Source organism: Bacteroides sp. AF39-16AC (assembly GCF_003602735.1).
Classification (GTDB): Bacteria; Bacteroidota; Bacteroidia; order Bacteroidales; family Bacteroidaceae; genus Bacteroides; species Bacteroides uniformis.
The window spans coordinates 1-22,471 of record NZ_QTLN01000009.1 but is presented as its reverse complement, the minus strand read 5'-3'; the positions used below and the strand labels follow the sequence as shown (position 1 = coordinate 22,471).

The window sequence follows — 22,471 nt, the reverse complement described above, 5'->3', positions numbered from 1 at the left end:
CCTTAATCTTTAATATTTAATATCATGTTAGTTGATTTGACAGTAAAGGAATTTTTGAATAAAGTGGCGGGTAGCGATCCCGTCCCCGGTGGCGGTAGTATTGCCGCTTTGAACGGTGCTATTGCTTCTGCTCTTGCCGCTATGGTTGCTAACCTCACCATCGGTAAGAAAGGTTATGAACTTCACGAAGAGCTGATGCGCCATATCTCCGGAGTTGCCTTGCAGCAAAAGGAGGCTTTTGTAGCAGATATAGACCGCGACTCTGAAGCCTACGACAAGGTGTTTGCCTGCTTCAAGATGCCGAAAGCTACGGATGAGGAAAAGGCGGCGCGCAGCGCTGCCATCCAGGAGGCTACCAAGTTTGCCGCCCTTGTTCCCATGCAGGTGGCACGCAATGCGTATGAGCTGATGACGGTCATCATGGATGTAGCCCGCCTGGGCAACCGCAATGCCGTTACGGATGCTTGTGTGGCCATGATGTCTGCCCGTTCGGCTGTGCTGGGCGCACTGATGAATGTACGCATCAACCTGGGTTCGCTGAAGGACAAGGAGTTTGTGTCCAAGCTCCAAAGTGAAGCCGACGAATTGGAACGCCTGGCTTGTGCGAAAGAAAAGGAATTGTTGGACGAAATCAATCAAGAGCTGAAAGTATGAACAATGTCTATTATGTAGGTTCCGGTGAGTTGACCTTCGACCTCATCGAACGTATCATCAATGAAAACCTGAAACTGGAGCTGGCTCCGGAAGCCAAGCTGCGGATACAGAAGTGCCGCGATTATCTGGACAAGAAGATTGCGGAGTCGGAAGAACCCTTGTATGGCATTACTACCGGTTTCGGTTCGTTGTGCAGTAAGAGCATTTCGTCGGACGAGCTGGGCACCTTGCAGGAAAATCTCATCAAGAGCCATGCTTGCAGTGTGGGCGAGGAGATACGCCCGGTCATCATCAAACTGATGATGTTGCTCAAGGCGCATGCCCTCTCTTTGGGGCATAGCGGTGTGCAGGTCATCACCGTGCAGCGCATCCTAGATTTCTTCAATAACGACGTGATGCCTATCGTTTATGACCGTGGCTCACTGGGCGCCTCCGGCGACCTGGCTCCTCTGGCCAACCTCTTCTTGCCGCTTATCGGTGTGGGCGATGTCTATTATAAAGGAAAGAAGCGCGAGGCTATCAGTGTGCTCGATGAGTTCGGTTGGGAACCGGTGAAGCTGATGAGTAAAGAGGGATTGGCATTACTCAACGGTACCCAGTTTATGAGTGCCAACGGTGTCTTTGCCCTTCTCAAAGCCTTCCGTCTCTCCAAGAAAGCCGACTTGATTGCCGCCCTTTCTCTGGAAGCTTTCGACGGGCGTATAGACCCGTTTATGAACTGTATCCAGCAGATCCGTCCACACAAGGGCCAGATAGAAACGGGTGCCAACTTCCGCAAACTATTGGAAGGCAGCGAACTGATAGCCCGTCCCAAGCAGCATGTACAAGACCCTTATTCGTTCCGTTGCATCCCTCAGGTGCATGGGGCCACGAAAGACGCCATCCGTTACGTGGCTTCCGTCCTGCTGACGGAAATCAATTCTGTGACGGACAATCCCACCATCTTCCCCGATGAGGACCGTATCATCTCGGGCGGTAACTTCCACGGCCAGCCGCTTGCCATTTCCTACGACTTTCTCGGCATTGCCCTGGCAGAGTTGGGCAATATATCCGAGCGGCGCATCGCCCAGCTTATCATGGGGCTGCGTGGACTTCCGGAATTCCTTGTGGCCAATCCCGGTCTGAACTCCGGTTTCATGATTCCGCAATATGCTGCCGCGTCTATGGTAAGCCAGAATAAGATGTACTGCTATGCCGCCAGCAGCGACTCCATCGTTTCCTCCAACGGGCAGGAAGACCATGTCAGCATGGGTGCCAATGCAGCTACTAAGCTTTATCGCATTATGGACAATCTGGAGCATATCCTTGCCATCGAACTGATGAATGCCGCTCAAGGCATCGACTTCCGCCGTCCGGCAAAGACTTCTCCCGTTCTGGAGCGTTTCCTGCACGAATATCGCAAGGAAGTCCCTTTTGTGAAGGAAGACATCGTGATGTATAAGGAAATCCATAAGACAGTCGCTTTCCTCAACCGGACAAAGTTTGATTATTAGGAACTTCCCAATAAATCTGCCAGAAACATAATAATTATTAATCTGTTAACAATAAGAAAGGAAACTTAATTGGCGAATTGAGTTTTCTTTCTATATTTGTCCCGTTTTATTCCGATAATGAATAAAAATAGTTTTAGTTTAGAAAGGGAAGAAAAATGGGCGAACACACGAAGCATTCAACATCACGGGTGGAACTGAGGGAACGTATCATTCTGGCCGCCGTAGAATTATTTACAACAAATGGAATAAAAAGTATCACGATGGATGAGATTGCCGCATCTTTGGGTATCTCTAAGCGCACTCTCTACGAAGTTTTTCCGGACAAGGAGACCTTGTTGGAAGAATGTATCCTGAAATCCCAGAAGGATGGTGATATTTTTGTGAAAGGAGTAATAGAGACTTCCAGTAACGTATTGGAAGTTTTGTTGAGATGTTATCAGTGGAGCATAGAGCGTTTTCATGCCACGAACAAGAAGTTTTTTGAGGATATCAAGAAATATCCCAAGGCTTATCAGTTGATGAAGAACAATCGGAACCGGAGCTCGGAAGATACAGTGAACTTCTTCAAAGAGGGCGTGAAGCAAGGCATTTTTCGTGATGATGTGAATTTCGCCATTATCAATCTGCTCGTGCGCGACCAGCTCGATTTGCTGATGAATTCGGACATCTGCAATGAGTATTCTTTCCTTGAAGTGTACGAATCTATCATGTTCACTTTCTTGCGCGGTATCTCTACGGAGAAGGGTGCCCGTGTCCTGGAGGACTTTATCTGCGAATATCGCAAGAATCAGGTAAAGCCGGATGAAACGAAGGAGTAGTTTTAATAAATAATCTATTTTTGATTTATGAAGATGCAGAGATTTTGGGTAGGAAGAGCACTACTGTTGGCAGTTGCTGTGCTGTATGCCGGCGGCTATGTGCGCGCACAAGAGGCAAAGGATACCCTGACCCTGACCCTTGACCGTGCCTTGGAGATTGCTTTAAGCGACAATCCTACCATAAAGGTGGCGGAGGAAGAAATTGCTTTGAAGAAAGTGACTCACAAGGAGACCTGGCAGAACTTGCTTCCGCAGGCAAGCATTGACGGTACGTGGAATCATACCATCAGTGCGGCACAGATGAATCTTGGTGGACAGTCGTTCAAGATGGGTATGGACAATTCGAATACGGTAAGCGGGGTGCTGAATATCAGTTTGCCCATATTCGCCCCTAGCGTATATAAGGCCATGTCGATGACGAAGACAGACATTGAACTGGCTGTGGAAAAGTCACGGGCTTCTAAGCTGGACTTGGTGAACCAGGTAACTAAGGGTTACTATCAGCTGATGCTGACGCAAGACTCCTACGATGTGTTGCAGAAGAGCTATAAGCTGGCAGAAGACAACTACAACATTGTCAATGCCAAGTATCAGCAGGGTACCGTCAGCGAGTTCGATAAAATCAGTGCCGAGGTGCAGATGCGCAGCATTAAGCCGAATGTGATTTCAGCGGGTAATGCCGTGACGTTGTCCAAGTTGCAGTTGAAGGTACTGATGGGGGTAACGGCCGATGTGGATATAGAGATTGCCGACAATCTCGGCAACTATGAGACGGAGCTGTTTGCCAATGAACTGAATCAGCCCGCTGCCAATCTGAACAATAATACGACGATGAAGCAGTTGGACTTGAACCGGAAGATGCTCAATCAGAACATCAAGTCACTCCGTGCCAACTTCATGCCTACTTTGGGTATGAACTATTCTTACCAGTACCAGTCACTCTACAACGAGGATTGGAACATCCTCGATTATAATTGGAGCGGAAGTTCCGCACTGATGTTTACGCTGAGTATTCCTTTGTATAAGGCAAGCAATTTCACCAAGCTCAAGTCCAACCGTATTCAGATACGTCAGTTGGAGCAGAACCGTCTGGACACAGAGCGAAAGCTGAACATGCAGATTACCAGCTACCAGAACAACATGGCTGCCAGTTCCGAGCAGGTTGTCAGCAACCGCGAGAATGTGATGCAGGCACAGAAAGCTGTGCAGATTGCCGGTAAACGCTATGAGGTAGGCAAAGGTACGGTGTTGGAACTGAACACATCACAAGTGCAGCTTACGGAGGCTGAACTGACTTACAATCAGTCCATCTATGATTATCTGGTAGCGAAGGCTGACCTTGACCAAGTGCTGGGAAAGGATTATATTGCAGAGAACGAAGAATGAAGAACTAAGAATGAAGAATAGAAATAAGAACAACGATATGAAAAAAGGTTTTCAATGGATGGCCCTGCTGGTTGTTGCCATGTTGGGGGCATGTAGCGGAGGTAGTGATAAAGCTGCTGCTGAGAAGGTGGACGAGAAGCCGAGGGTGAAACTGGCCGAGGTGTCGTCCCGTCCCGTGGAACAGATTCAGGAATACACCGCTACGGTGGAAGCCGAAGTAAAAAACAATATTGCTCCCTCTTCTCCGGTGCGTATAGACCGCATCTTTGTGGAGGTGGGCGACCGCGTGTCGAAAGGCCAGAAGCTGGTCAGCATGGATGCTGCCAATCTGAAGCAGATAAAATATCAGTTGGACAACCAGCAGATAGAGTTCAAGCGTATTGACGAGTTGTATAAGGTAGGCGGTGCCTCCAAGTCGGAGTGGGATACCGCCAAGATGAATCTCGACATCCGTGAGACTTCCTATAAGAATCTCTTGGAGAACACCTCGTTGCTCAGTCCCATTAACGGGGTGGTGACGGCACGCAATTACGATAACGGAGATATGTATAGCGGTGGAGAACCGGTACTGGTAGTGGAGCAAATCACTCCGGTAAAACTATACATCAACGTATCCGAAGGCTACTTTACCAAAGTGAAGAAGGGCGCTCCCGTATCCGTGAAAGTAGATGTCTATGGTGACGAGGAGTTCGAAGGCAAAATCAGCCTTGTTTATCCTACCATCGACCCGGCTACCCGTACTTTCCCGGTAGAGATACAGCTTGTCAACCGTGATCAGCGCGTACGTCCGGGAATGTTTGCCCGCGCCACGCTGAACTTCGGAACACAGGACCACGTGGTTGTTCCCGACCTGGCCATTGTGAAGCGTGCCGGTTCAGGCGACCGCTATGTCTATGTCTACAAGGACGGCAAGGTGTCTTATAATAAGGTAGAGCTTGGCCGTCGTATGGATACGGAGTATGAGTTGATTTCCGGTGTAGACAATAACTCTCAAGTTGTTATTGCTGGGCAGTCTAAATTAGCCGATGGTGTGGAAGTCGAGGTAGAAAAATAATATGGTAATGTGGTAATGTGATAATATGCTAATGTGCCGATGTAGCTACATTGCGCAGCCAATTAGCATATTAGCACATTGGCAAATTAAAGAATTAATCTTATGAGTTTATACGAAGGAGCGGTTAAGAAACCGATTATGACCTCGCTCTGCTTCCTGGCAGTGGCTATATTTGGTCTGTTCTCTCTGTCGAAATTGCCGGTAGACCTTTATCCGGACATCGAGACCAACACCATTATGGTGATGACGACCTATCAGGGTGCCAGTGCCTCGGACATCGAGAATAACGTGACCCGTCCGTTGGAAAACGTGCTGAATTCGGTCAGCAACTTGAAGCATATCACTTCCCGTTCGTCGGAGAATATTTCCGTGATTACGCTGGAGTTTGAGTATGGATATGACATAGACGTGCTGACGAACGACGTGCGTGATAAACTGGACATGGTGAGCTCCATGCTGCCCGATGAGGTCGAAACTCCCATCATCTTCAAGTTCAGTACGGACATGATTCCTATCCTGCTGCTCTCCGTGCAGGCAGAGGAGAGCCAGCCGGCTCTTTACAAAATATTGGATGACAACGTGGCGAATCCCTTGGCGCGTGTGCCCGGTGTGGGTACGGTGTCCATTTCGGGTGCCCCCAAGCGTGAGGTCAATGTATATTGCGACCCCAATAAACTGGATGCCTACAACCTTTCTGTAGAAACTATCAGCTCTATTATCAGTGCCGAAAACCGGAATACGCCGGGCGGTACGTTCGATGTGGGTAGCAATACCTATTCGCTGCGTGTGGAAGGTGAGTTCAAGGATCCCAAAGAGATGGAGAACATCGTGGTAGGTACGCACAACGGTGCTTCCGTCTATCTGCGCGATGTGGCAAAAGTTGTGGACTCTGTGGAGGAACGTGCACAGAAGACGTATAGCAACGGTGTGCAGGGCGCTATGATTGTGGTGCAGAAACAATCGGGTGCCAATTCTGTAGCTATTTCGCAGAAGGTAATTGATATGTTGCCGCAGTTGCAGAAGTCACTGCCGAGCGATGTGAAGCTGGGGATCATTGTCAATACTTCCGATAACATCTTGAATACAATAGACAGCTTGGAGGAAACCATTATGTACGCTATGCTGTTCGTTATCTTGGTGGTGTTCGTTTTTTTGGGGCGTTGGCGTGCCACGGTCATTATTTGTATCACCATACCGATGTCACTGGTTGCCTCGTTCATCTATCTGGGTATCATCGACGGCGGTTCACTGAATATCATCTCGCTCTCTTGTCTCTCTATTGCTATTGGTAACGTGGTGGACGACGCCATTGTGGTACTCGAGAATGTAACGACCCATATTGAACGGGGTTCCGAACCGAAGCAGGCAGCGATACATGCCACGAACGAGGTGGCCATCTCCGTAATTGCATCTACGCTGACTATGATTGCGGTATTCTTCCCATTGACGATGGTAAGTGGTATGTCCGGTGTGTTATTCCGTCAGTTGGGATGGATGATGTGTGTGATTATGACGGTTTCCACAGTTTCAGCCTTGTCATTCACCCCGATGATGTGTGCGCAGCTTCTGCGTTTGCAGAAAAAGCAGAGTAAGATGTTCCTTACGCTCTATACGCCGATTCAGCGTGCGCTGGACGGTCTTGACGTGTGGTATCAGAACCGGTTGAACTGGGCTGTGCGCCATCGTCTGACGGTTATGGCAGGCTGTGCCGCATTCTTTGTGGCAAGTCTGTTCTGTGCCAAGTACATTGGTACCGAGTTCTTCCCGGCAGCAGACAATAGCCGCATCGGTATCAACCTTCAGTTGCCCATCGGGGCCCGTGTGGAGCGTGCGGAAGCGTTGGCTTCGGAACTGACAAACAAGTGGATGACGCGCTACGGAGATATGATGAAAGTTTGCAACTACACTGTGGGGCAGGCGGACTCTGACAATACGTTTGCTTCCATGCAGGACAACGGTAGTCATATCATTAGTTTCAATATCAGTCTGGTGAGTCCGGGAGACCGTGACGTGACACTGGAAACCGTTTGCGACGAAATGCGTGAGGACTTGAAGGGGTATCCTGAATTGGACAAGGCGCAGGTTATTCTGGGCGGTAGCACAGGCGGCATGAGCGCCCAGGCAAGTGCCGACTTTGAGGTTTATGGTTACGACTTCACCGCTACGGACAAAGTGTCAGCCGAACTGAAAGAGAAATTGTTGCAGGTGAAAGGTGTGAGTGAAGTGAACATCAGCCGTCAGGATTATCAGCCCGAATATCAGGTGGACTTTGACCGTGAGAAGCTGGCATTGCATGGCTTGAATCTTTCTACTGCCTCCAACTATCTGCGTAATCGTGTAAATGGTGCTTTGGCATCTTATTATCGCGAAGATGGTGACGAGTACGACATCCGTGTGCGTTACGCTCCCGAATTCCGTACAAAGATTGAAGATTTGGAGAACATCCTTATTTATACGCCTTCCGGTGAGGGTATTCGCGTGAAAGACCTCGGCAAAGTAGTCGAGCGTTCTGCTCCTCCTACCATCGAACGTAAAGACCGTGAGCGTATTGTTACTGTATCTGCGGTTATTTCGGGAGCACCTTTGGGCGATGTGGTGGCCGATGGTAATGCTATAATTGATAAGATGGACTTACCAAGTGGTGCTTCTATCCAGATTTCGGGTTCGTATGAGGACCAACAGGATTCATTCTCCGACTTGGGAACGCTGGCTGTATTGATTGTTATTCTCGTATTCATTGTGATGGCAGCTCAGTTTGAGTCTTTGAGCTATCCGTTCATCATCATGTTTTCCATTCCATTTGCATTCAGCGGTGTGTTGATGGCATTATTCTTTACGGGAACCAATTTGAATGTGATGTCGCTTTTGGGTGGAATCATGTTGATTGGTATTGTGGTGAAGAACGGTATCGTACTCATCGACTACATCACGCTTTGCCGCGAACGTGGTCAAGCGGTGCTTCACTCTGTAGTCACGGCAGGCCGCAGCCGTTTGCGTCCGGTATTGATGACTACGCTGACCACTATCCTCGGTATGGTGCCGATGGCTGTAGGGCAGGGTGAAGGTGCCGAGATGTGGCGTCCGTTGGGTGTTGCCGTAATTGGCGGTCTGACGGTATCTACCATTCTGACATTGATTCTTGTCCCCGTACTCTATTGCTCGTTTGCAGGTGTTGGTATCCGCCGCACGCGTAAGAAGATTAAGAAAGACCGTGAGCTGAATGATTATTACCAGTTGCATAAGGAGAAGATGACGAAACCACGTAAACAATGATTAATCATTATCCGTTAATCATTAAACATTAATCACTAAACATTATATAGCGTGAAATCAGTATTTATAACATTCGACCAAGCGTTCTTTGAACGTATCATGGCATTGCTTGACCGCCACAACTGCCGCGGCTTCAGCTATTGGCAGCAAGTACAGGGGCGTGGCAGTAAGACGGGGGAACCGCACTATGGCAGCCATGCCTGGCCCAGTATGTGTTCCGCCATCATCACTATCATAGATGAGGCTAAGGTGGCTCCGTTGCTCGAAGCGCTCCACCGGATGGACAAGGAGACCGAGCAACTCGGACTCCGTGCTTTTGTTTGGAATATCGAACAGACCATTTAATCGGGTCTGCTCTGTCTATAACCGTTATCCCCGGAGAAAAAATCTTGTTTCTTTGGGGATAATTCTTTTTTGTCCGGAGAGATTTTTTCAACCTATATCTATATCTTTGCGGCCACATTAGGTATGGAAAAGAATTCATTGAAATATACGGGTCTGTTGGCGTTTATCGTATGGGGTGCATTGTTGCTGATGCATCTGTTGCCAAGTATTACGATGGGTGGCCGTGTGCTGAGGCGTGTGGATATCTTGGGGGACGTGCGTCGTCCTTCCAAGCCGGTGAGTGAGCCGGACAGCCTGCTGCCTCCGCCCCCGAAGGTGAAGCCCGCCTTTGTGGACACCTGCCGTGCGGGCATGACGTGCATTGAAGATTACAGCGATTCTACCATGCGTGGCATGACGCGGTTCTATCAGGCGCTCGACGAGCTTGCCAAAGCACCCCGTCCGGTTCGTATCGCCTACTTCGGCGACTCCTTTATCGAAGCGGATATTCTGACGGCTGATTTACGCGAGATGCTTCAGCAGAAATATGGCGGTTGCGGAGTAGGTTTTGTCACCATTACGTCCATGACCAGTGGCTTCCGTCCTACAGTGCGTCATTCCTTCAGCGGATGGCAGAGTCATTCTGTCATGGACTCCGTGTTCTTTGACCGTAGCAAGCTGGGAGTCTCCGGACATTACTTTATTCCGAATACCGGTGCTTATGTGGAACTGCGGGGGCAGAAGAACTATGCCTCCCGTCTGGATACTTGCCAGCGTGCCAGTATTTTTTTCTATAACCGTGGCACAACCACCCTTTCTGTCCGCGTCAATCGTGGCGAAGCAACTACCGAGACTTTTGAGCCGATTGATGATTTGCAGGAGATGACGGTAGAGGGAAATATCGGTTCTGTCCGTTGGACGGTGGAAAGTGCGGACTCCACCTTGTTTTATGGCCTTGCCATGGACGGTACTTCCGGCATTGTGCTGGATAACTTCTCACTGCGTGGCAGCTCCGGCCTCTCCCTCCGTTCTGTTCCCGTGTGGATGATGCGCGAGTTCAACGAGCAGCGACCCTACGACCTGATAATCCTGCAATACGGCTTGAATGTGGCCACCGAGCGCGGACGCAATTACGATAGGTACATTGCAGGTATGCAGACAACGGTGGAACATCTCAAGGAAGCCTTTCCGCAAGCTGCCATCCTTGTGGTCAGCGTGGGCGACCGTGACTATAAGACCGAAGAAGGGGAGCTGCGTACCATGCCCGGTATCAAGAATCTGGTTCGTTATCAACAGAATTTGGCGGCGGATGAGGCTGTCGCTTTCTGGAACATGTTCGAGGCTATGGGTGGGGAAGGCAGTATGGCAGAGATGGTGCATGCCAAGCCGTCACTGGCCAATTATGATTATACGCACATCAACTTCCGTGGTGGAAAGTATCTTGCGGGATTGCTTTATGAGTCTTTGATTTATGGTAAGGAACAGTATGACAGAAGGAGGGCCTACTATGAAGAGGAGCCATAAGGAGGATTCACGATTGTACGATTTACGATGTACGATTTGCTGCGCGGTGCTGGTGCTGATTGCGGCGATAGGGCCGCTCCATGCACAAGATGTATTGCCGGGCAGCCTTTCGTGTCATGTCGGCGGAACGGATTGTGATACTCTCTGCCTCTATTCCCAACGTACGGATACGGTGTCTGTCCCTTTGATAACTTTTCCCGCCGCATTCCGGCAAATGAAGGAGAATGTACTTACCGACAGTCTGGGTATTCTTAATCCTTTCTGGGAGAAGTTGCGTCTGTCTCGGCTGGGCGCTTCCGCTGATACGCTTCGCATCGTACATGTGGGCGACAGCCATATACGCGGCCATATCTTCCCCCGTACCACCGGTGCGTTGATGCAGGACACTTTCGGGGCAGTCTCTTATACCGATGTAGGTATCAACGGTGCATTTTGTACTACTTTCACCCGTCCGGACCGTATTGCTGATATTGCGGCTCTGCATCCCGACCTGCTTATTCTTTCCTTCGGGACGAACGAAAGCCATAACCGCCGTTACAATACAATGCTGCACTATCGCCAGATGGACGACCTTGTACGCATGCTTCGCGAGAAACTGCCGAATGTACCGATGTTGATGACCACTCCTCCGGGCTCTTACGAGAGTTTCCGGCAGCGTCGCCGTCGTCGGACCTATAAGATTAATCCGCGTACTGCCGTTGCCGTGCAGACCATCCGCCGCTATGCCGATGAAAACGGATTGGCGGTATGGGACATGTACGAAATACTTGGCGGTACCCACCGTGCCTGCCTCAACTGGCAGGAAGCCGGATTGATGCGTCCGGACCATGTACACTATTTGCCGGACGGTTACCGCCTGCAAGGCGAGCTGTTCTACCAGGCCTTGTTAAAAGCTTATAACGATTATGTGGAATATTGACGAATTTTTATCCGGATTGAATATAGACTTGGACCGTTTGCGCGATGTCTTCACTTATGACCCGCAAGCCCCGATGATATTCAGCAGTGGTATTTTCCTCTGGCTGTTTGTCGCTTTTATATTGGTTTATCTGTTGTTGCAACGCCGGACGACGGCGCGTTTGCTGTTTGTCACCTTGTTTTCCTATTACTTCTATTATAAAAGTAGTGGCACTTATTTCTTCCTGCTTGGACTGGTGACGGTCTGTGACTTTTTCATTGCACGCTTGATGGCACGCGAGGCTATTCCCTGGCTACGTAAGGCATGGGTTGTGTTGAGTCTGTTCATCAATTTGGGATTGTTGTGTTACTTCAAGTACACCAATTTTCTGGGCGAAACTTTTGCCTCGCTGACGGGAGGCACGTTCACGACAATGGATATTTTCCTTCCGGTGGGCATCTCTTTTTTCACTTTTCAGTCGTTGAGCTATACGATAGATGTGTACCGTCGCCAGATAACGCCTCTGACCAGTTTGTTGGATTATGCTTTTTATGTTTCTTTCTTTCCCCAGTTGGTGGCGGGTCCTATTGTACGTGCCCGTGATTTCATTCCGCAAATCCGCCGCCCGTTGTTTGTCTCCAATGAGATGTTCGGACGTGGAATCTTCCTCATCGTGAGTGGGCTCTTCAAGAAAGCGGTTATATCGGACTATATCAGCGTTAACTTTGTAGAGCGTATTTTTGATAATCCTACTCTTTATTCGGGGGTGGAGAATCTGATGGGTGTTTATGGCTATGCCTTGCAGATTTATTGCGACTTCTCCGGTTACAGTGATATGGCTATCGGCATTGCCTTGTTGCTGGGCTTCCATTTCAATATCAATTTCGATTCCCCTTATAAGTCCGCTTCCATTACGGAATTTTGGAGGCGGTGGCATATTTCGCTTTCCAGCTGGTTGCGCGATTACCTTTATATTTCTTTGGGAGGCAACCGGAAGGGGAAAATCCGCCAATATGCCAATCTCATCATTACCATGTTCCTGGGCGGCTTGTGGCATGGCGCTTCGTGGAATTTTGTACTTTGGGGAATGATGCATGGCGTTGCGCTTGCAGCCCATAAGTTCTGGATGACGCTTACCGGGCGTAAGAAGGGGACGGAGAGCCATGGCATCCACCGCTTCTTCGGAGTGCTTGTCACTTTCCATTTTGTTTGTTTCTGCTGGATATTCTTCCGTAATGCGGAGTTCTCCACATCAATGGATATGCTGAAGCAGATATTCACTACTTTCCGTCCGCAACTCTTCCCGCAGCTGGTAGAGGGTTATTGGGAAGTGTTTGCACTGATGGCATTGGGCTATCTGCTGCATTTTGTGCCCGACAGTTGGGAACGTGCTTGCACAAAAACAGTAATCCGCCTCCCCTTGTTGGGAAAGGCGGTACTGATGCTTGCTGTAATCTATCTGGTCATTCAGATGAAAAGTTCGGAGATACAGCCGTTTATCTATTTCCAGTTCTGATTACTTCTTCTCGGTCGCTGTGGAGTCTGCCTGCTGTCGGAAGGGTTCCCGGTAGTTGAGCCCGTCTCTCCGGTAGAGGCCGATGAGTCCGGCCAGTCGGGTAGTGAAGTTTGTATAATCTTTCTTTTCCAGTTGTGTCCATTGTACTTCGGCAAGGGCGGCCATACGGGGGAGAACCATATACTCTACCTGTTCGCTGGTCGGGATGTATTCTGTCCAAAGGTTGGCTTGTGTGCCGAGTATGTGCTTAGCTTGTTCTTCGGTCAGTGAGGCGGTAGGATTCAGACTGTATACTTTCTCCAATGGGACAAAGCCTCCGATGGCAAATGGTTCGTGCCGGGTATCCTCACTTTGGTAATAATCAAAGTAGCAATAGTCATTGGGTGTCATTATCACGTCGTGTCCCAGTTGGGCCGCCTTGATTCCTCCTGCCGAGCCACGCCATGACATAACAGTTGCGTTGGGGGCGACGTCGCCTTCCAGAATCTCATCCCAGCCGATAATCTGGCGTCCTTTACTATTGAGGAGCTTTTCGATACGTGTCATACAATAGCTCTGCAGACGGTCTTCGGCAGTATGGTTCTTGTCGGCTTTCAATTTTTCGGTTCTGATACGTGCCTGGCATTTGGGACACTTTTCCCAACGGGTGCGGGGAGCTTCGTCACCGCCGATGTGGATGTATTTGGAAGGGAATATGTCAATGATTTCGGCCATGACATCTTCGAGGAACTGCATGGACTTTTCGTTGCCGATGCACAGCACATCTTCGAATACGCCCCAACGTGGGCACACTTCATACGGTCCACCGGTACATCCCATTTCGGGATAGGCGGCCAGTGCGGCAAGCATGTGTCCGGGCAGGTCTACTTCGGGGATGACCGTGATATAGCGCTCCCCGGCATATTTTACGATTTCTTTGGCTTGCTCCTGCGTATAGAAACCGCCATACCGGGTGTTGTCATACTCTTCGGTGTTCCGGCCGATAACGGTACGGTCGCGCCAGGCGCCAATTTCCGTCAGCTTGGGATACTTCTTTATTTCTATTCTCCAGCCTTGGTCTTCGGTGAGGTGCCAGTGGAAGGTATTCATATTGTGAAGTGCCAGCAAGTCTATGTATTTCTTTACGAACTCAATGGGAAAGAAGTGGCGGCCCACATCGAGGTGCATGCCTCGGTAGCTGAAGCGGGGTTCATCCTGGATGCTGCCGGCAGGCAATAGGATAGAGGTGGCTTTGGTTTCGGCAGGGATTGATTTACGCAGGGTTTGTATACCGTAGAACACTCCGTTCTCGGTCTGTCCGTTTAGGGTCACCCGGTCGGCTTTGATGGTCAGCACATAGCCTTCCTGGTTGCCGATAGCCGGATCCAGTCCCAATGTGATGGCGCCTTTGGGCGCTTCGCTTCCCGGGGCAAGGGCTTCTGTCTGGAGGGTGCGGCCGGTGGACTGGCTGATGTATTCGGCCAGAAACTCGGCATTGCGTTTCAAAAGTTCATTGTTTTCGGGGTAGGCGATGATGGTACCGTCATTCAGGTTGAAGGGGGATTCCTGACTCAAGGCAATCTCCTGGGGCAAGGGAATGACTTGATAGTTGGCTGTTGTTTCTACTCCGCATGAAGAGCAGGCCAGGATGAGAGTGCCTGCAAGGAGCATGTGTGTAAGTTTTCTCATGGCATTGAACTGATTAAATTAGTGTCTGACAAATATATAGAAAAAATACTAAAGAGGCAGAGGAGAAGGGGATAAATGCATGCTCATACCTCAGTTCTTTTTTGCTCTATATTCCTTGGGTGACATTCCCGTGTGTTTCTTGAAATATCGTCCGAAGAAAGACTGGTCGGGAAAACGATATTTGTCGGCAATCTCTTTCAGTGACATGCCGGTGGATTGCAACGCCATTTTCAGTTCCAATATCAGGTTTTCGTCAATGATTTCTTTGGCAGAATCTTCTGCCACTTGTTTGGTGATGGCAGATAGGTAGCGGGTCGAAATGCAGAGTTGGTCAGCATAAAAAGCGACATCCCGCTGGGTAGTACAGTACGTATGTACCAGATTTATAAACTTTTTGAACAATTCTTCTTTCCGGTTACTGCCATTGATTTGCTCTTCCGTAAAGTAACGTTGAACCTTGTCGTAGGTGTCGAGAAAGAAAATTTGCAGCAGGTTTTGTGCAATGGCTTCGCGATACAGATTTTCAGAATCGCGGTAGATGGCATTGCTTGCCGTGATGAGTCCCGTGATAGCACGAACCGGTTCGTCTTCGGTATGCGTATAGCATGCATTCTCCTTTATAAAATGTATGAAGGGCGGCTCTAAACGGAAGCATGCCGTCTTGAACATTGTCTCGGAATAGGCAAAGAAGTCCACCAGGAAATCTTTACTCGCACTTGTCAGTGAAATAATGGAACTTGGAAGCAGCGTAATGTGCGTATTGGGTACAATATGATATTTTCTTAAATCTATTGTGATAATTGCTTCTCCACGGGTGCAGAACATCAGTGCTCCATTGTTCATTTTCAGAAGACGTTCCCGGAAGAATTCCAGGTTGTCTGTTCCGGCTCTGAACGTTTCTTGTTTGGTAGTCAGTAATGGGTTCATATTTTAGATTGTTTATGATTTGCGGTCACAAAGGTACGAGTTCTTTTTGGATTGTTAAATGGCATGTTCCGAAAATGAACAGTCGTGTACCTCCAATGAAACAAAAGGTTGTTCAAAAACGGCATACCTTTGCTGCCGGCTTAAAAAATAAAAGATAAAGCCGGCGTATTATTTTTTTTAAGATAAAGAGTATGAAAACAAAAAAGAGTATGATGAAACAGATGATGACCGTCATCTGTTGTGCAACACTGGCAGCCTGCGGCAGCGCGCCTGCCGTGCAACCCCAGTCGGAATATCAGGTGATGACTATTTCGACTACCGACAGAGAACTGCAGACAATCTATTCCGCAGCCATCCGCGGACGGCAGGACATCGACATCTATCCGCAGGTGTCTGGTACACTCACCAAACTTTGTGTGGAGGAAGGACAGACCGTGCGTCGGGGGCAAGTCTTGTTTATTATCGACCAGGTGCCCTATCTGGCAGCCTTGCGCACAGCAGAAGCCAATGTGGAAGCTGCCCGTGCCGGCGTGGCCACTTCGCAACTGACATATGACAGCAAGAAGGAGCTTTATGCCCAGAAGGTGATTTCCGAGTTTGACTTAAAGACTTCCTACAACAGCCTGCTGACAGCGAAAGCCCAGTTGGCCCAAGCCGAGGCGCAGCAGGTGAATGCCGCCAATAACCTCTCTTATACAGAAGTGAAGAGTCCGGCAGATGGAATGGTAGGTACGCTCCCTTATAGGGTGGGGACGTTGGTCAGCGCCAGTTTGCCCAAACCACTGACGACCGTATCCGATAATTCTAATATGTATGTCTATTTCTCCATGACAGAGAATCAGTTGCTTGACCTCACCCGCCGCTACGGCTCCAAGGATAAGGCGCTGGCAGAGATGGACTCTATCGAATTACAGCTCAATGACCGTTCTGTCTATCCGCAAGAAGGTAAGATAGAAACTATCAGTGGTGTAATTGATACCTCTACGGGTACAGTCAGTCTGCGTGCCGTGTTCCCCAATAAAGAGGGATTGCTGACCAGTGGCGGTTCGGGCAACGTCATCATCCCGGTACGGAAAGAGAACTGCATCGTTGTTCCCCAGAGTGCCACTTACGAAGTGCAGGACAAGGTCTATGTATATAAGGTAGTTGACGGCAAGGCGCAATCAGTTCCCGTGCAAGTGACCCGTGTGAACGGAGGTCAGGAATATATCGTAGAGAGCGGCTTGAAAGTGGGGGACACAATTGTGGCCGAAGGCGTGGGTTTGCTGCGTGAAGGTACTTCCGTCCAACCCAAAACGAATGAATGATAATTTTTAACCGATAGAATATGAACCTCAGAACTTTTATAGAACGCCCCGTTTTTTCGGCAGTCATCTCCATTACGATTGTCATTCTGGGCATCATCGGATTGTTCACCTTGCCCGTTGAGCAATATCCCGACATTGCGCCGCCCACCATCATGGTGAGCACCACTTACTATGGTGCCAGTGCGGAAACCCTTCAGAAAAGTGTTATCGCTCCGTTGGAAGAGGCCATCAACGGTGTAGAGGACATGACTTACATGACTTCTACCGCCAGCAATGCAGGGTCGGTTTCCATTACTGTGTACTTCAAGCAGGGTACAGACCCGGACATGGCGGCGGTCAATGTGCAGAACCGTGTGTCCAAAGCCACGGGGCAGCTTCCTGCCGAAGTAACCCAGGTGGGCGTCACCACCAGCAAGCGGCAGACCAGTATCTTACAGATGTTCTCTTTATATAGCCCTGATGACAGCTATGACGAAAACTTTCTTGCCAACTATATCAGTATCAACCTGAAGCCGCAGATTCTACGTATCTCCGGTGTGGGCGATATGATGATTATGGGTGGTGACTACAGTATGCGTATCTGGATGAAACCGGATGTTATGGCGCAGTACAAGCTGATACCTTCGGATGTGACGGCTGTGCTGGCAGAGCAGAATATCGAATCGGCCACCGGGTCGTTTGGTGAGAACTCGGATGAGACGTATCAATATACCATGAAATATACGGGACGCCTCATTACTCCTGAGGAGTTCGGCGACATCGTCATCCGTTCTACCGAAGACGGCGAGGTGCTGAAACTGAAGGACATCGCCGACATAGAACTGGGTAAGGACAGTTATGCCTACAAAGGTACCATGGATGGACATCCCGGTATCTCCTGCATGGTGTTCCAGACCGCGGGGTCCAATGCCACGGAAGTGAACCGGCAGATTGACCGGCTCCTTGAAGAAGCACGCAAGGACTTGCCGAAAGGCGTGGAGCTTACCCAGATGATGTCCAGCAACGACTTCCTCTTCGCCTCTATCCACGAAGTGGTGAAAACGCTGATTGAGGCTATTATCCTGGTTATCCTGGTGGTTTATGTCTTTTTGCAAGACATCCGCTCTACGCTGATTCCGCTGGTAGGTATCGTTGTTTCACTGATTGGTACGTTTGCTTTCATGTCCGTTGCCGGATTCAGTATCAATCTGATTACGCTGTTTGCGCTGGTATTGGTGATTGGTACGGTGGTGGATGACGCCATTGTCGTGGTGGAGGCGGTGCAGGCACGGTTTGATGTGGGCTATAAGTCCTCCTATATGGCAAGTATCGATGCGATGAAGGGCATCAGCAACGCGGTTATCACTTCTTCACTGGTGTTTATGGCGGTGTTTATTCCGGTATCGTTCATGGGAGGGACTTCCGGTACGTTCTATACCCAGTTTGGGCTGACGATGGCGGTGGCTGTTGGCATTTCGGCGATTAATGCGCTGACACTCAGTCCCGCACTTTGTGCCTTGCTGCTGAAACCTTATATCAATGAGGATGGGACGGAGAAGAATAATTTTGCTTCGCGCTTCCGCAAGGCATTCAACACGGCTTTCGAGGCGGTGGTCGAGAAGTATAAGAAGATAGTGCTGCTGTTCATCAAGCGCCGCTGGCTGGGATGGTCGTTGCTGGCACTTTCGGTAGTGCTGCTGGTATTCCTGATGAATACCACCAAGACCGGACTGGTGCCCGACGAGGACCAAGGAACGTTGTTTGTCAACGTTAGCACCGCTCCGGGTAGCTCGCTCAAGACGACAAATGACATTATAGACCGCGTGGAGAAGCGTCTGGAAGACCTTCCTCAGAAATTGCACTTGCAGAAAGTTGCCGGTTATGGTCTGCTGTCCGGGCAGGGAAATTCTTTCGGTATGATTATCGTGAAGCTGAAACCTTGGGACGAGCGTACGGCAAAGGAAGACCAGGTGCAGGCAGTCGTCAACCAGATATACGCTCGCACGGCGGATATTAAGGATGCTACAGTCTTTGCCTTTGCTCCGGGTATGATTCCGGGCTATGGTATGGGTAATGCGCTGGACTTGAATGTGCAGGACAAGCAGGGAGGGGATATGAACACCTTCTTCCAGACCACCCAGCAGTATCTGGCGGCACTGAACCAGCGTCCGGAAATTTCGATGGCATACTCCACGTTCGATGTACGCTATCCGCAGTGGACCGTCGAGGTGGATGCTTCCAAGTGCAAACGTGCCGGGATTACTCCCGACCAGGTGTTGTCCACACTGTCGGGCTATTATGGCGGGCAATATGTCTCCAACTTCAACCGTTTCTCCAAAGTTTACAAGGTAATGATTCAGGCCGACCCGAAGTTCCGTTTGGATGAGGCTTCACTGAACAATGCCTTTGTGCGCATGTCCAACGGTGAGATGGCTCCGTTGAGCCAGTTCGTTACGCTGACCCGTTCCTACGGTGCCGAGTCCTTGAGCCGCTTCAACATGTTCAACTCCATTGCCGTGAATGCTATGCCTGCCGAGGGATACAGTACCGGTGACGCCATCCGTGCCGTACAAGAAACGGCGGAGATAGCCTTGCCGAAGGGATATGGCTATGACTTTGGTGGCATCACCCGCGAGGAAAGCCAGCAGAGTGGTACTACAGTCATCATCTTCGGTATCTGTATCTTGATGATTTACTTGATTCTGAGTGCGCTTTACGAGAGCTTCCTGATTCCGTTTGCCGTTATCCTGGCCGTTCCTGCGGGCCTGATGGGGTCGTTCCTTTTTGCCAGGATAGCCGGATTGGAGAATAATATCTATTTACAGACGGGACTTATCATGCTGATAGGTCTGTTGGCAAAGACCGCTATTCTGTTGACGGAGTATGCCGCCGAGCGCCGTAAAGCGGGAATGGGGCTGATTGCTTCTGCCGTCAGTGCGGCAAAGGCGCGTTTCCGTCCCATCCTGATGACGGTACTGACGATGATTTTCGGCCTTTTCCCCTTGGTGGTTGCCACGGGTGTCGGAGCCAACGGTAACCGTTCATTGGGTACGGGTGTTGTCGGTGGTATGTTCATCGGCACATTGGCGCTGCTGTTCATTGTTCCTGTCTTGTTCATCAGTTTCCAGTGGTTGCAGGAGCGGCTTCGTCCTGCCCAATCCCTTCCGACGAGCGACTGGCAGATTGAGGAAGAGATGAAAGTAAGCCGGAAGGAGATAGAAGAATCACATTAGTACATTATCGCGTAACTAACATAAAAAAATAATGAAGAAACAATTCATATTATTAGCTGTCGCCGGCTTGGTACTGACCGGTTGCGGCATCTATACCAAATACCAGCGCCCGGAGGACATCACGACCGATGGACTTTATGGACACGATTTGGACGGGCAAAGTCTGGATAGCCTGAGTCTGTTTGTGGCATCAGACACTGCCTCCATCGCTTCCCTTTCCTGGCGCGAGCTTTTTACGGACCCACAATTACAGTCGCTCATCGAGCAAGCCTTGCAAGGCAACACCGACCTGCTTTCCGCCCGGCAACGTATCAAGGAGGCGGAAGCCACGCTGATGTCGGCCAAACTTTCGTACCTGCCTTCGTTTATGCTCACTCCGCAGGGTGGCGTCAGCAGTTTCGACAATTCCAAAGGCTCGTGGACCTATTCCGGCATTGCCTCGGCAAGTTGGGAAGTCGATATTTTTGGTAAGTTGACCAATGCCAAACGCCGTTCCAAAGCGCTCTACCTTCAAAGCTTGGAGTACGAACAAGCCGTCAGCACTTCGCTGATAGCTAATGTGGCCAATCTGTACTACACCTTGCTGATGCTCGACGAGCAATACCGCATTTCCGAAGAAACAGCCGCCAGTTGGCGCGAAAGTGTACGCACCATGCGAGCCATGATGGCTGCAGGCATGACGAACGAGGCGAGTGTTTCGCAATCCGAAGCCAACTGTCGTCAGGTGGAAGCTTCGCTGCTCGACCTCCGGCAGCAGGTAAAGGAAGTGGAGAACAGTCTCTCCATTCTGTTGGGCGATGTTCCGGGCACCATTGAGCGTGGCCGGTTGGCGGGGCAGGAGTTCCCGCAGGAACTTGCGGTGGGCGTACCTCTGCAACTGCTTTCCCGCCGTCCCGATGTGAAAAGTGCCGAACTCTCGCTGGCATCCGCTTTCTACAGCACCAATGCCGCCCGTTCTGCTTTCTACCCCTCCATCACCCTGAGCGGTACAGCTGGCTGGACCAACTCGGCAGGAAGCATGATTGTCAATCCAGGAAAACTACTCTTCTCTGCCATCGGCTCGCTGACACAACCCTTGTTCAACAAAGGGCTGAACGTGGCACAGCTCAAGATAGCCAAAGCACAGCAGGAAGAAGCCAGGCTCGCTTTTCAGCAAGCTTTGCTCAATGCCGGTAGCGAAGTGAACAATGCTCTGACCCAAGTGCAGGTAGCCCGTGGAAAGACGGAGCTCCGCGCAAGGCAGATAACTTCACTGGAAACTACCGTCTGCAGCACCCGGTTATTGATGCAATACGGCACTTCCACCTATTTGGAAGTGCTCACTGCCCAGCAGGGGCTACTCTCTGCCCAACTGACACAGGTAGCCGACCGCTTTGATGAAATACAAGGTATCATCAACCTCTATCAAGCCCTCGGTGGAGGGCGGGAGTAAAATATACTCTTTCTCATCTTCATTCTCTCGCCCCTCTATCAATCCGGCATTTCCTTTTTTTGTGGGAATCCGATGGTAGAGGGGCTTTCATATAAGCGGGCTATGGCAAAAAAACTACGGTTTCTTGCCGTCAAACCGGGACAAACTTTATAACTTTGCGGCATACGACATAAAAATCTATCTATTATGAACTGCAAATCCTTGTTTTTTCTGGTTGTTTTTTCCCTGACCCTTATATCAGGGGTGTTTGCTCAAAAGAAAGTTTCTATTCTTGGCGATTCCTATTCCACTTTTTACGGTCATGTCTCTCCTGCCGCCAATCTCTGCTGGTATGGAGTTCCCGGCGAAAAGAAAGAGAATGATGTGACAAAGGTGGAGGAAACCTGGTGGTACCGTTTCATCCATGAGCACGGCTTTCAGTTGGAACGCAACAATTCCTATTCCGGCTCTACCGTCTGTCATACCGGTTACGAGAAAGCTGATTACTCCGACCGTTCTTTTATCACCCGTATTCACAACCTCGGCACCCCCGACATAATCCTTGTTTTTGGCGGTACCAATGACAGTTGGGCAGGTGCTCCCATTGGCGCATACCAATATGATGGCTGGACGAAAGCCGATTTGTATAGCTTCCGTCCTGCCTTTTGCTATCTGCTTGCATCTCTCAAGCAGCTCTATCCTGCGGCCAGGATTTATAATATTACCAATTCTGAATTATCCGAAGAGGTAACTGATTCCATGGATGAAATTTGCCGGCACTATGGCATCGAGAATATTCGTTTGCACGACATTGATAAACAATGGGGGCATCCTTCTGTGCAAGGAATGCAGAGTATCGATGCTCAGGTTTGGGAGTCTGTCTCCCCGATATTGGAGGCTTCTGTTTCTTTGCCTGCCAAGAACTAAGGACAGACTCATTGGGAGTTATCCTTTTTGTCTTATCCTGATATAGGTAGACACATTTACAAACTAATAAATGTGTTAC

The 22,471-nt window shown here is 49.7% G+C and carries 16 protein-coding genes; 14 read left to right on the top strand and 2 right to left on the bottom strand.

Translation table 11 applies throughout. From position 1 onward, the window contains the following. Positions 1 to 24 precede the first annotated feature (24 nt). From DW039_RS09535 to DW039_RS09490, 10 genes are all read left to right on the top strand, one after another. Positions 25 to 654, top strand: coding sequence for a cyclodeaminase/cyclohydrolase family protein (locus tag DW039_RS09535; RefSeq protein WP_098032616.1), 630 nt, complete (start codon positions 25 to 27; stop codon positions 652 to 654). Further along, positions 651 to 2,147, top strand: coding sequence for a histidine ammonia-lyase (gene hutH / locus DW039_RS09530; RefSeq protein ID WP_098032615.1), 1,497 nt, complete (start codon positions 651 to 653; stop codon positions 2,145 to 2,147). Before DW039_RS09535 ends, hutH begins: the two co-directional genes overlap by 4 nt. Positions 2,148 to 2,302: 155 nt before the next feature. Next, on the top strand, positions 2,303 to 2,965 hold the full coding sequence (locus DW039_RS09525) for a TetR/AcrR family transcriptional regulator (RefSeq protein ID WP_005825647.1): 663 nt from the start codon (positions 2,303 to 2,305) through the stop codon (positions 2,963 to 2,965). A gap of 27 nt (positions 2,966 to 2,992) precedes the next feature. Continuing rightward, a complete protein-coding gene (locus tag DW039_RS09520) occupies positions 2,993 to 4,351 on the top strand; it encodes a TolC family protein (RefSeq protein WP_035450368.1) in 1,359 nt (452 codons plus the stop codon). 37 nt (positions 4,352 to 4,388) lie between these two features. Then, positions 4,389 to 5,405: an efflux RND transporter periplasmic adaptor subunit gene (locus DW039_RS09515; protein WP_005833504.1), complete on the top strand. Its 1,017-nt coding sequence runs from the start codon at positions 4,389 to 4,391 to the stop codon at positions 5,403 to 5,405. A gap of 102 nt (positions 5,406 to 5,507) precedes the next feature. Continuing rightward, positions 5,508 to 8,678 (top strand): efflux RND transporter permease subunit, encoded by a 3,171-nt coding sequence (locus DW039_RS09510; protein ID WP_057256343.1) that lies wholly within the window; start codon positions 5,508 to 5,510, stop codon positions 8,676 to 8,678. Positions 8,679 to 8,729: 51 nt separating this feature from the next. Continuing rightward, positions 8,730 to 9,023: a PG0541 family transporter-associated protein gene (locus DW039_RS09505; RefSeq protein ID WP_005825638.1), complete on the top strand. Its 294-nt coding sequence runs from the start codon at positions 8,730 to 8,732 to the stop codon at positions 9,021 to 9,023. 123 nt (positions 9,024 to 9,146) lie between these two features. Further along, on the top strand, positions 9,147 to 10,526 hold the full coding sequence (locus DW039_RS09500; protein ID WP_009037291.1) for an SGNH/GDSL hydrolase family protein: 1,380 nt from the start codon (positions 9,147 to 9,149) through the stop codon (positions 10,524 to 10,526). Further along, positions 10,489 to 11,445, top strand: a complete 957-nt coding sequence (locus DW039_RS09495) for an SGNH/GDSL hydrolase family protein (RefSeq protein ID WP_120381888.1) — start codon at positions 10,489 to 10,491, stop codon at positions 11,443 to 11,445. Before DW039_RS09500 ends, DW039_RS09495 begins: the two co-directional genes overlap by 38 nt. Then, positions 11,432 to 12,940, top strand: a complete 1,509-nt coding sequence (locus DW039_RS09490; protein WP_057098260.1) for an MBOAT family protein — start codon at positions 11,432 to 11,434, stop codon at positions 12,938 to 12,940. The genes DW039_RS09495 and DW039_RS09490 overlap by 14 nt, the downstream gene beginning before the upstream one ends. Here DW039_RS09490 and DW039_RS09485 read toward each other — a convergent pair whose 3' ends face one another. After that, on the bottom strand, positions 12,941 to 14,608 hold the full coding sequence (locus DW039_RS09485) for a beta-N-acetylhexosaminidase (RefSeq protein ID WP_120381887.1): 1,668 nt from the start codon (positions 14,606 to 14,608) through the stop codon (positions 12,941 to 12,943). It abuts the gene before it with no gap. 90 nt (positions 14,609 to 14,698) lie between these two features. Further along, entirely contained in the window at positions 14,699 to 15,535 is an 837-nt protein-coding gene (locus DW039_RS09480) for an AraC family transcriptional regulator (RefSeq protein ID WP_117588576.1), read from the bottom strand. 191 nt (positions 15,536 to 15,726) lie between these two features. Here DW039_RS09480 and DW039_RS09475 point away from each other — a divergent pair, with 191 nt between their 5' ends. The 4 genes from DW039_RS09475 (at position 15,727) to DW039_RS09460 (ending at position 22,392) form a co-directional block, all read left to right on the top strand. Continuing rightward, positions 15,727 to 16,842: an efflux RND transporter periplasmic adaptor subunit gene (locus tag DW039_RS09475; RefSeq protein ID WP_120173086.1), complete on the top strand. Its 1,116-nt coding sequence runs from the start codon at positions 15,727 to 15,729 to the stop codon at positions 16,840 to 16,842. A gap of 20 nt (positions 16,843 to 16,862) precedes the next feature. Next, positions 16,863 to 20,054: an efflux RND transporter permease subunit gene (locus tag DW039_RS09470; RefSeq protein ID WP_120381886.1), complete on the top strand. Its 3,192-nt coding sequence runs from the start codon at positions 16,863 to 16,865 to the stop codon at positions 20,052 to 20,054. Positions 20,055 to 20,085: 31 nt separating this feature from the next. Next, on the top strand, positions 20,086 to 21,486 hold the full coding sequence (locus DW039_RS09465; protein WP_120381885.1) for an efflux transporter outer membrane subunit: 1,401 nt from the start codon (positions 20,086 to 20,088) through the stop codon (positions 21,484 to 21,486). A gap of 186 nt (positions 21,487 to 21,672) precedes the next feature. After that, positions 21,673 to 22,392, top strand: coding sequence for an SGNH/GDSL hydrolase family protein (locus DW039_RS09460; RefSeq protein WP_005825612.1), 720 nt, complete (start codon positions 21,673 to 21,675; stop codon positions 22,390 to 22,392). Positions 22,393 to 22,471 lie beyond the last annotated feature (79 nt).

Bases quoted from the DNA above. Each gene is read 5' to 3' on its own strand.
- DW039_RS09520 (WP_035450368.1), top strand. From the start codon at position 2,993: ATGAAGATGCAGAGATTTTGGGTAGGAAGAGCACTACTGTTGGCAGTT.
- DW039_RS09535 (WP_098032616.1), top strand. From the start codon at position 25: ATGTTAGTTGATTTGACAGTAAAGGAATTTTTGAATAAAGTGGCGGGT.
- DW039_RS09485 (WP_120381887.1), bottom strand. From the start codon at position 14,608: ATGAGAAAACTTACACACATGCTCCTTGCAGGCACTCTCATCCTGGCC.
- DW039_RS09515 (WP_005833504.1), top strand. From the start codon at position 4,389: ATGAAAAAAGGTTTTCAATGGATGGCCCTGCTGGTTGTTGCCATGTTG.
- DW039_RS09480 (WP_117588576.1), bottom strand. From the start codon at position 15,535: ATGAACCCATTACTGACTACCAAACAAGAAACGTTCAGAGCCGGAACA.
- DW039_RS09510 (WP_057256343.1), top strand. From the start codon at position 5,508: ATGAGTTTATACGAAGGAGCGGTTAAGAAACCGATTATGACCTCGCTC.
- DW039_RS09490 (WP_057098260.1), top strand. From the start codon at position 11,432: ATGTGGAATATTGACGAATTTTTATCCGGATTGAATATAGACTTGGAC.
- hutH (WP_098032615.1), top strand. From the start codon at position 651: ATGAACAATGTCTATTATGTAGGTTCCGGTGAGTTGACCTTCGACCTC.
- DW039_RS09465 (WP_120381885.1), top strand. From the start codon at position 20,086: ATGAAGAAACAATTCATATTATTAGCTGTCGCCGGCTTGGTACTGACC.
- DW039_RS09475 (WP_120173086.1), top strand. From the start codon at position 15,727: ATGAAAACAAAAAAGAGTATGATGAAACAGATGATGACCGTCATCTGT.
- DW039_RS09495 (WP_120381888.1), top strand. From the start codon at position 10,489: ATGACAGAAGGAGGGCCTACTATGAAGAGGAGCCATAAGGAGGATTCA.
- DW039_RS09500 (WP_009037291.1), top strand. From the start codon at position 9,147: ATGGAAAAGAATTCATTGAAATATACGGGTCTGTTGGCGTTTATCGTA.
- DW039_RS09525 (WP_005825647.1), top strand. From the start codon at position 2,303: ATGGGCGAACACACGAAGCATTCAACATCACGGGTGGAACTGAGGGAA.
- DW039_RS09470 (WP_120381886.1), top strand. From the start codon at position 16,863: ATGAACCTCAGAACTTTTATAGAACGCCCCGTTTTTTCGGCAGTCATC.
- DW039_RS09460 (WP_005825612.1), top strand. From the start codon at position 21,673: ATGAACTGCAAATCCTTGTTTTTTCTGGTTGTTTTTTCCCTGACCCTT.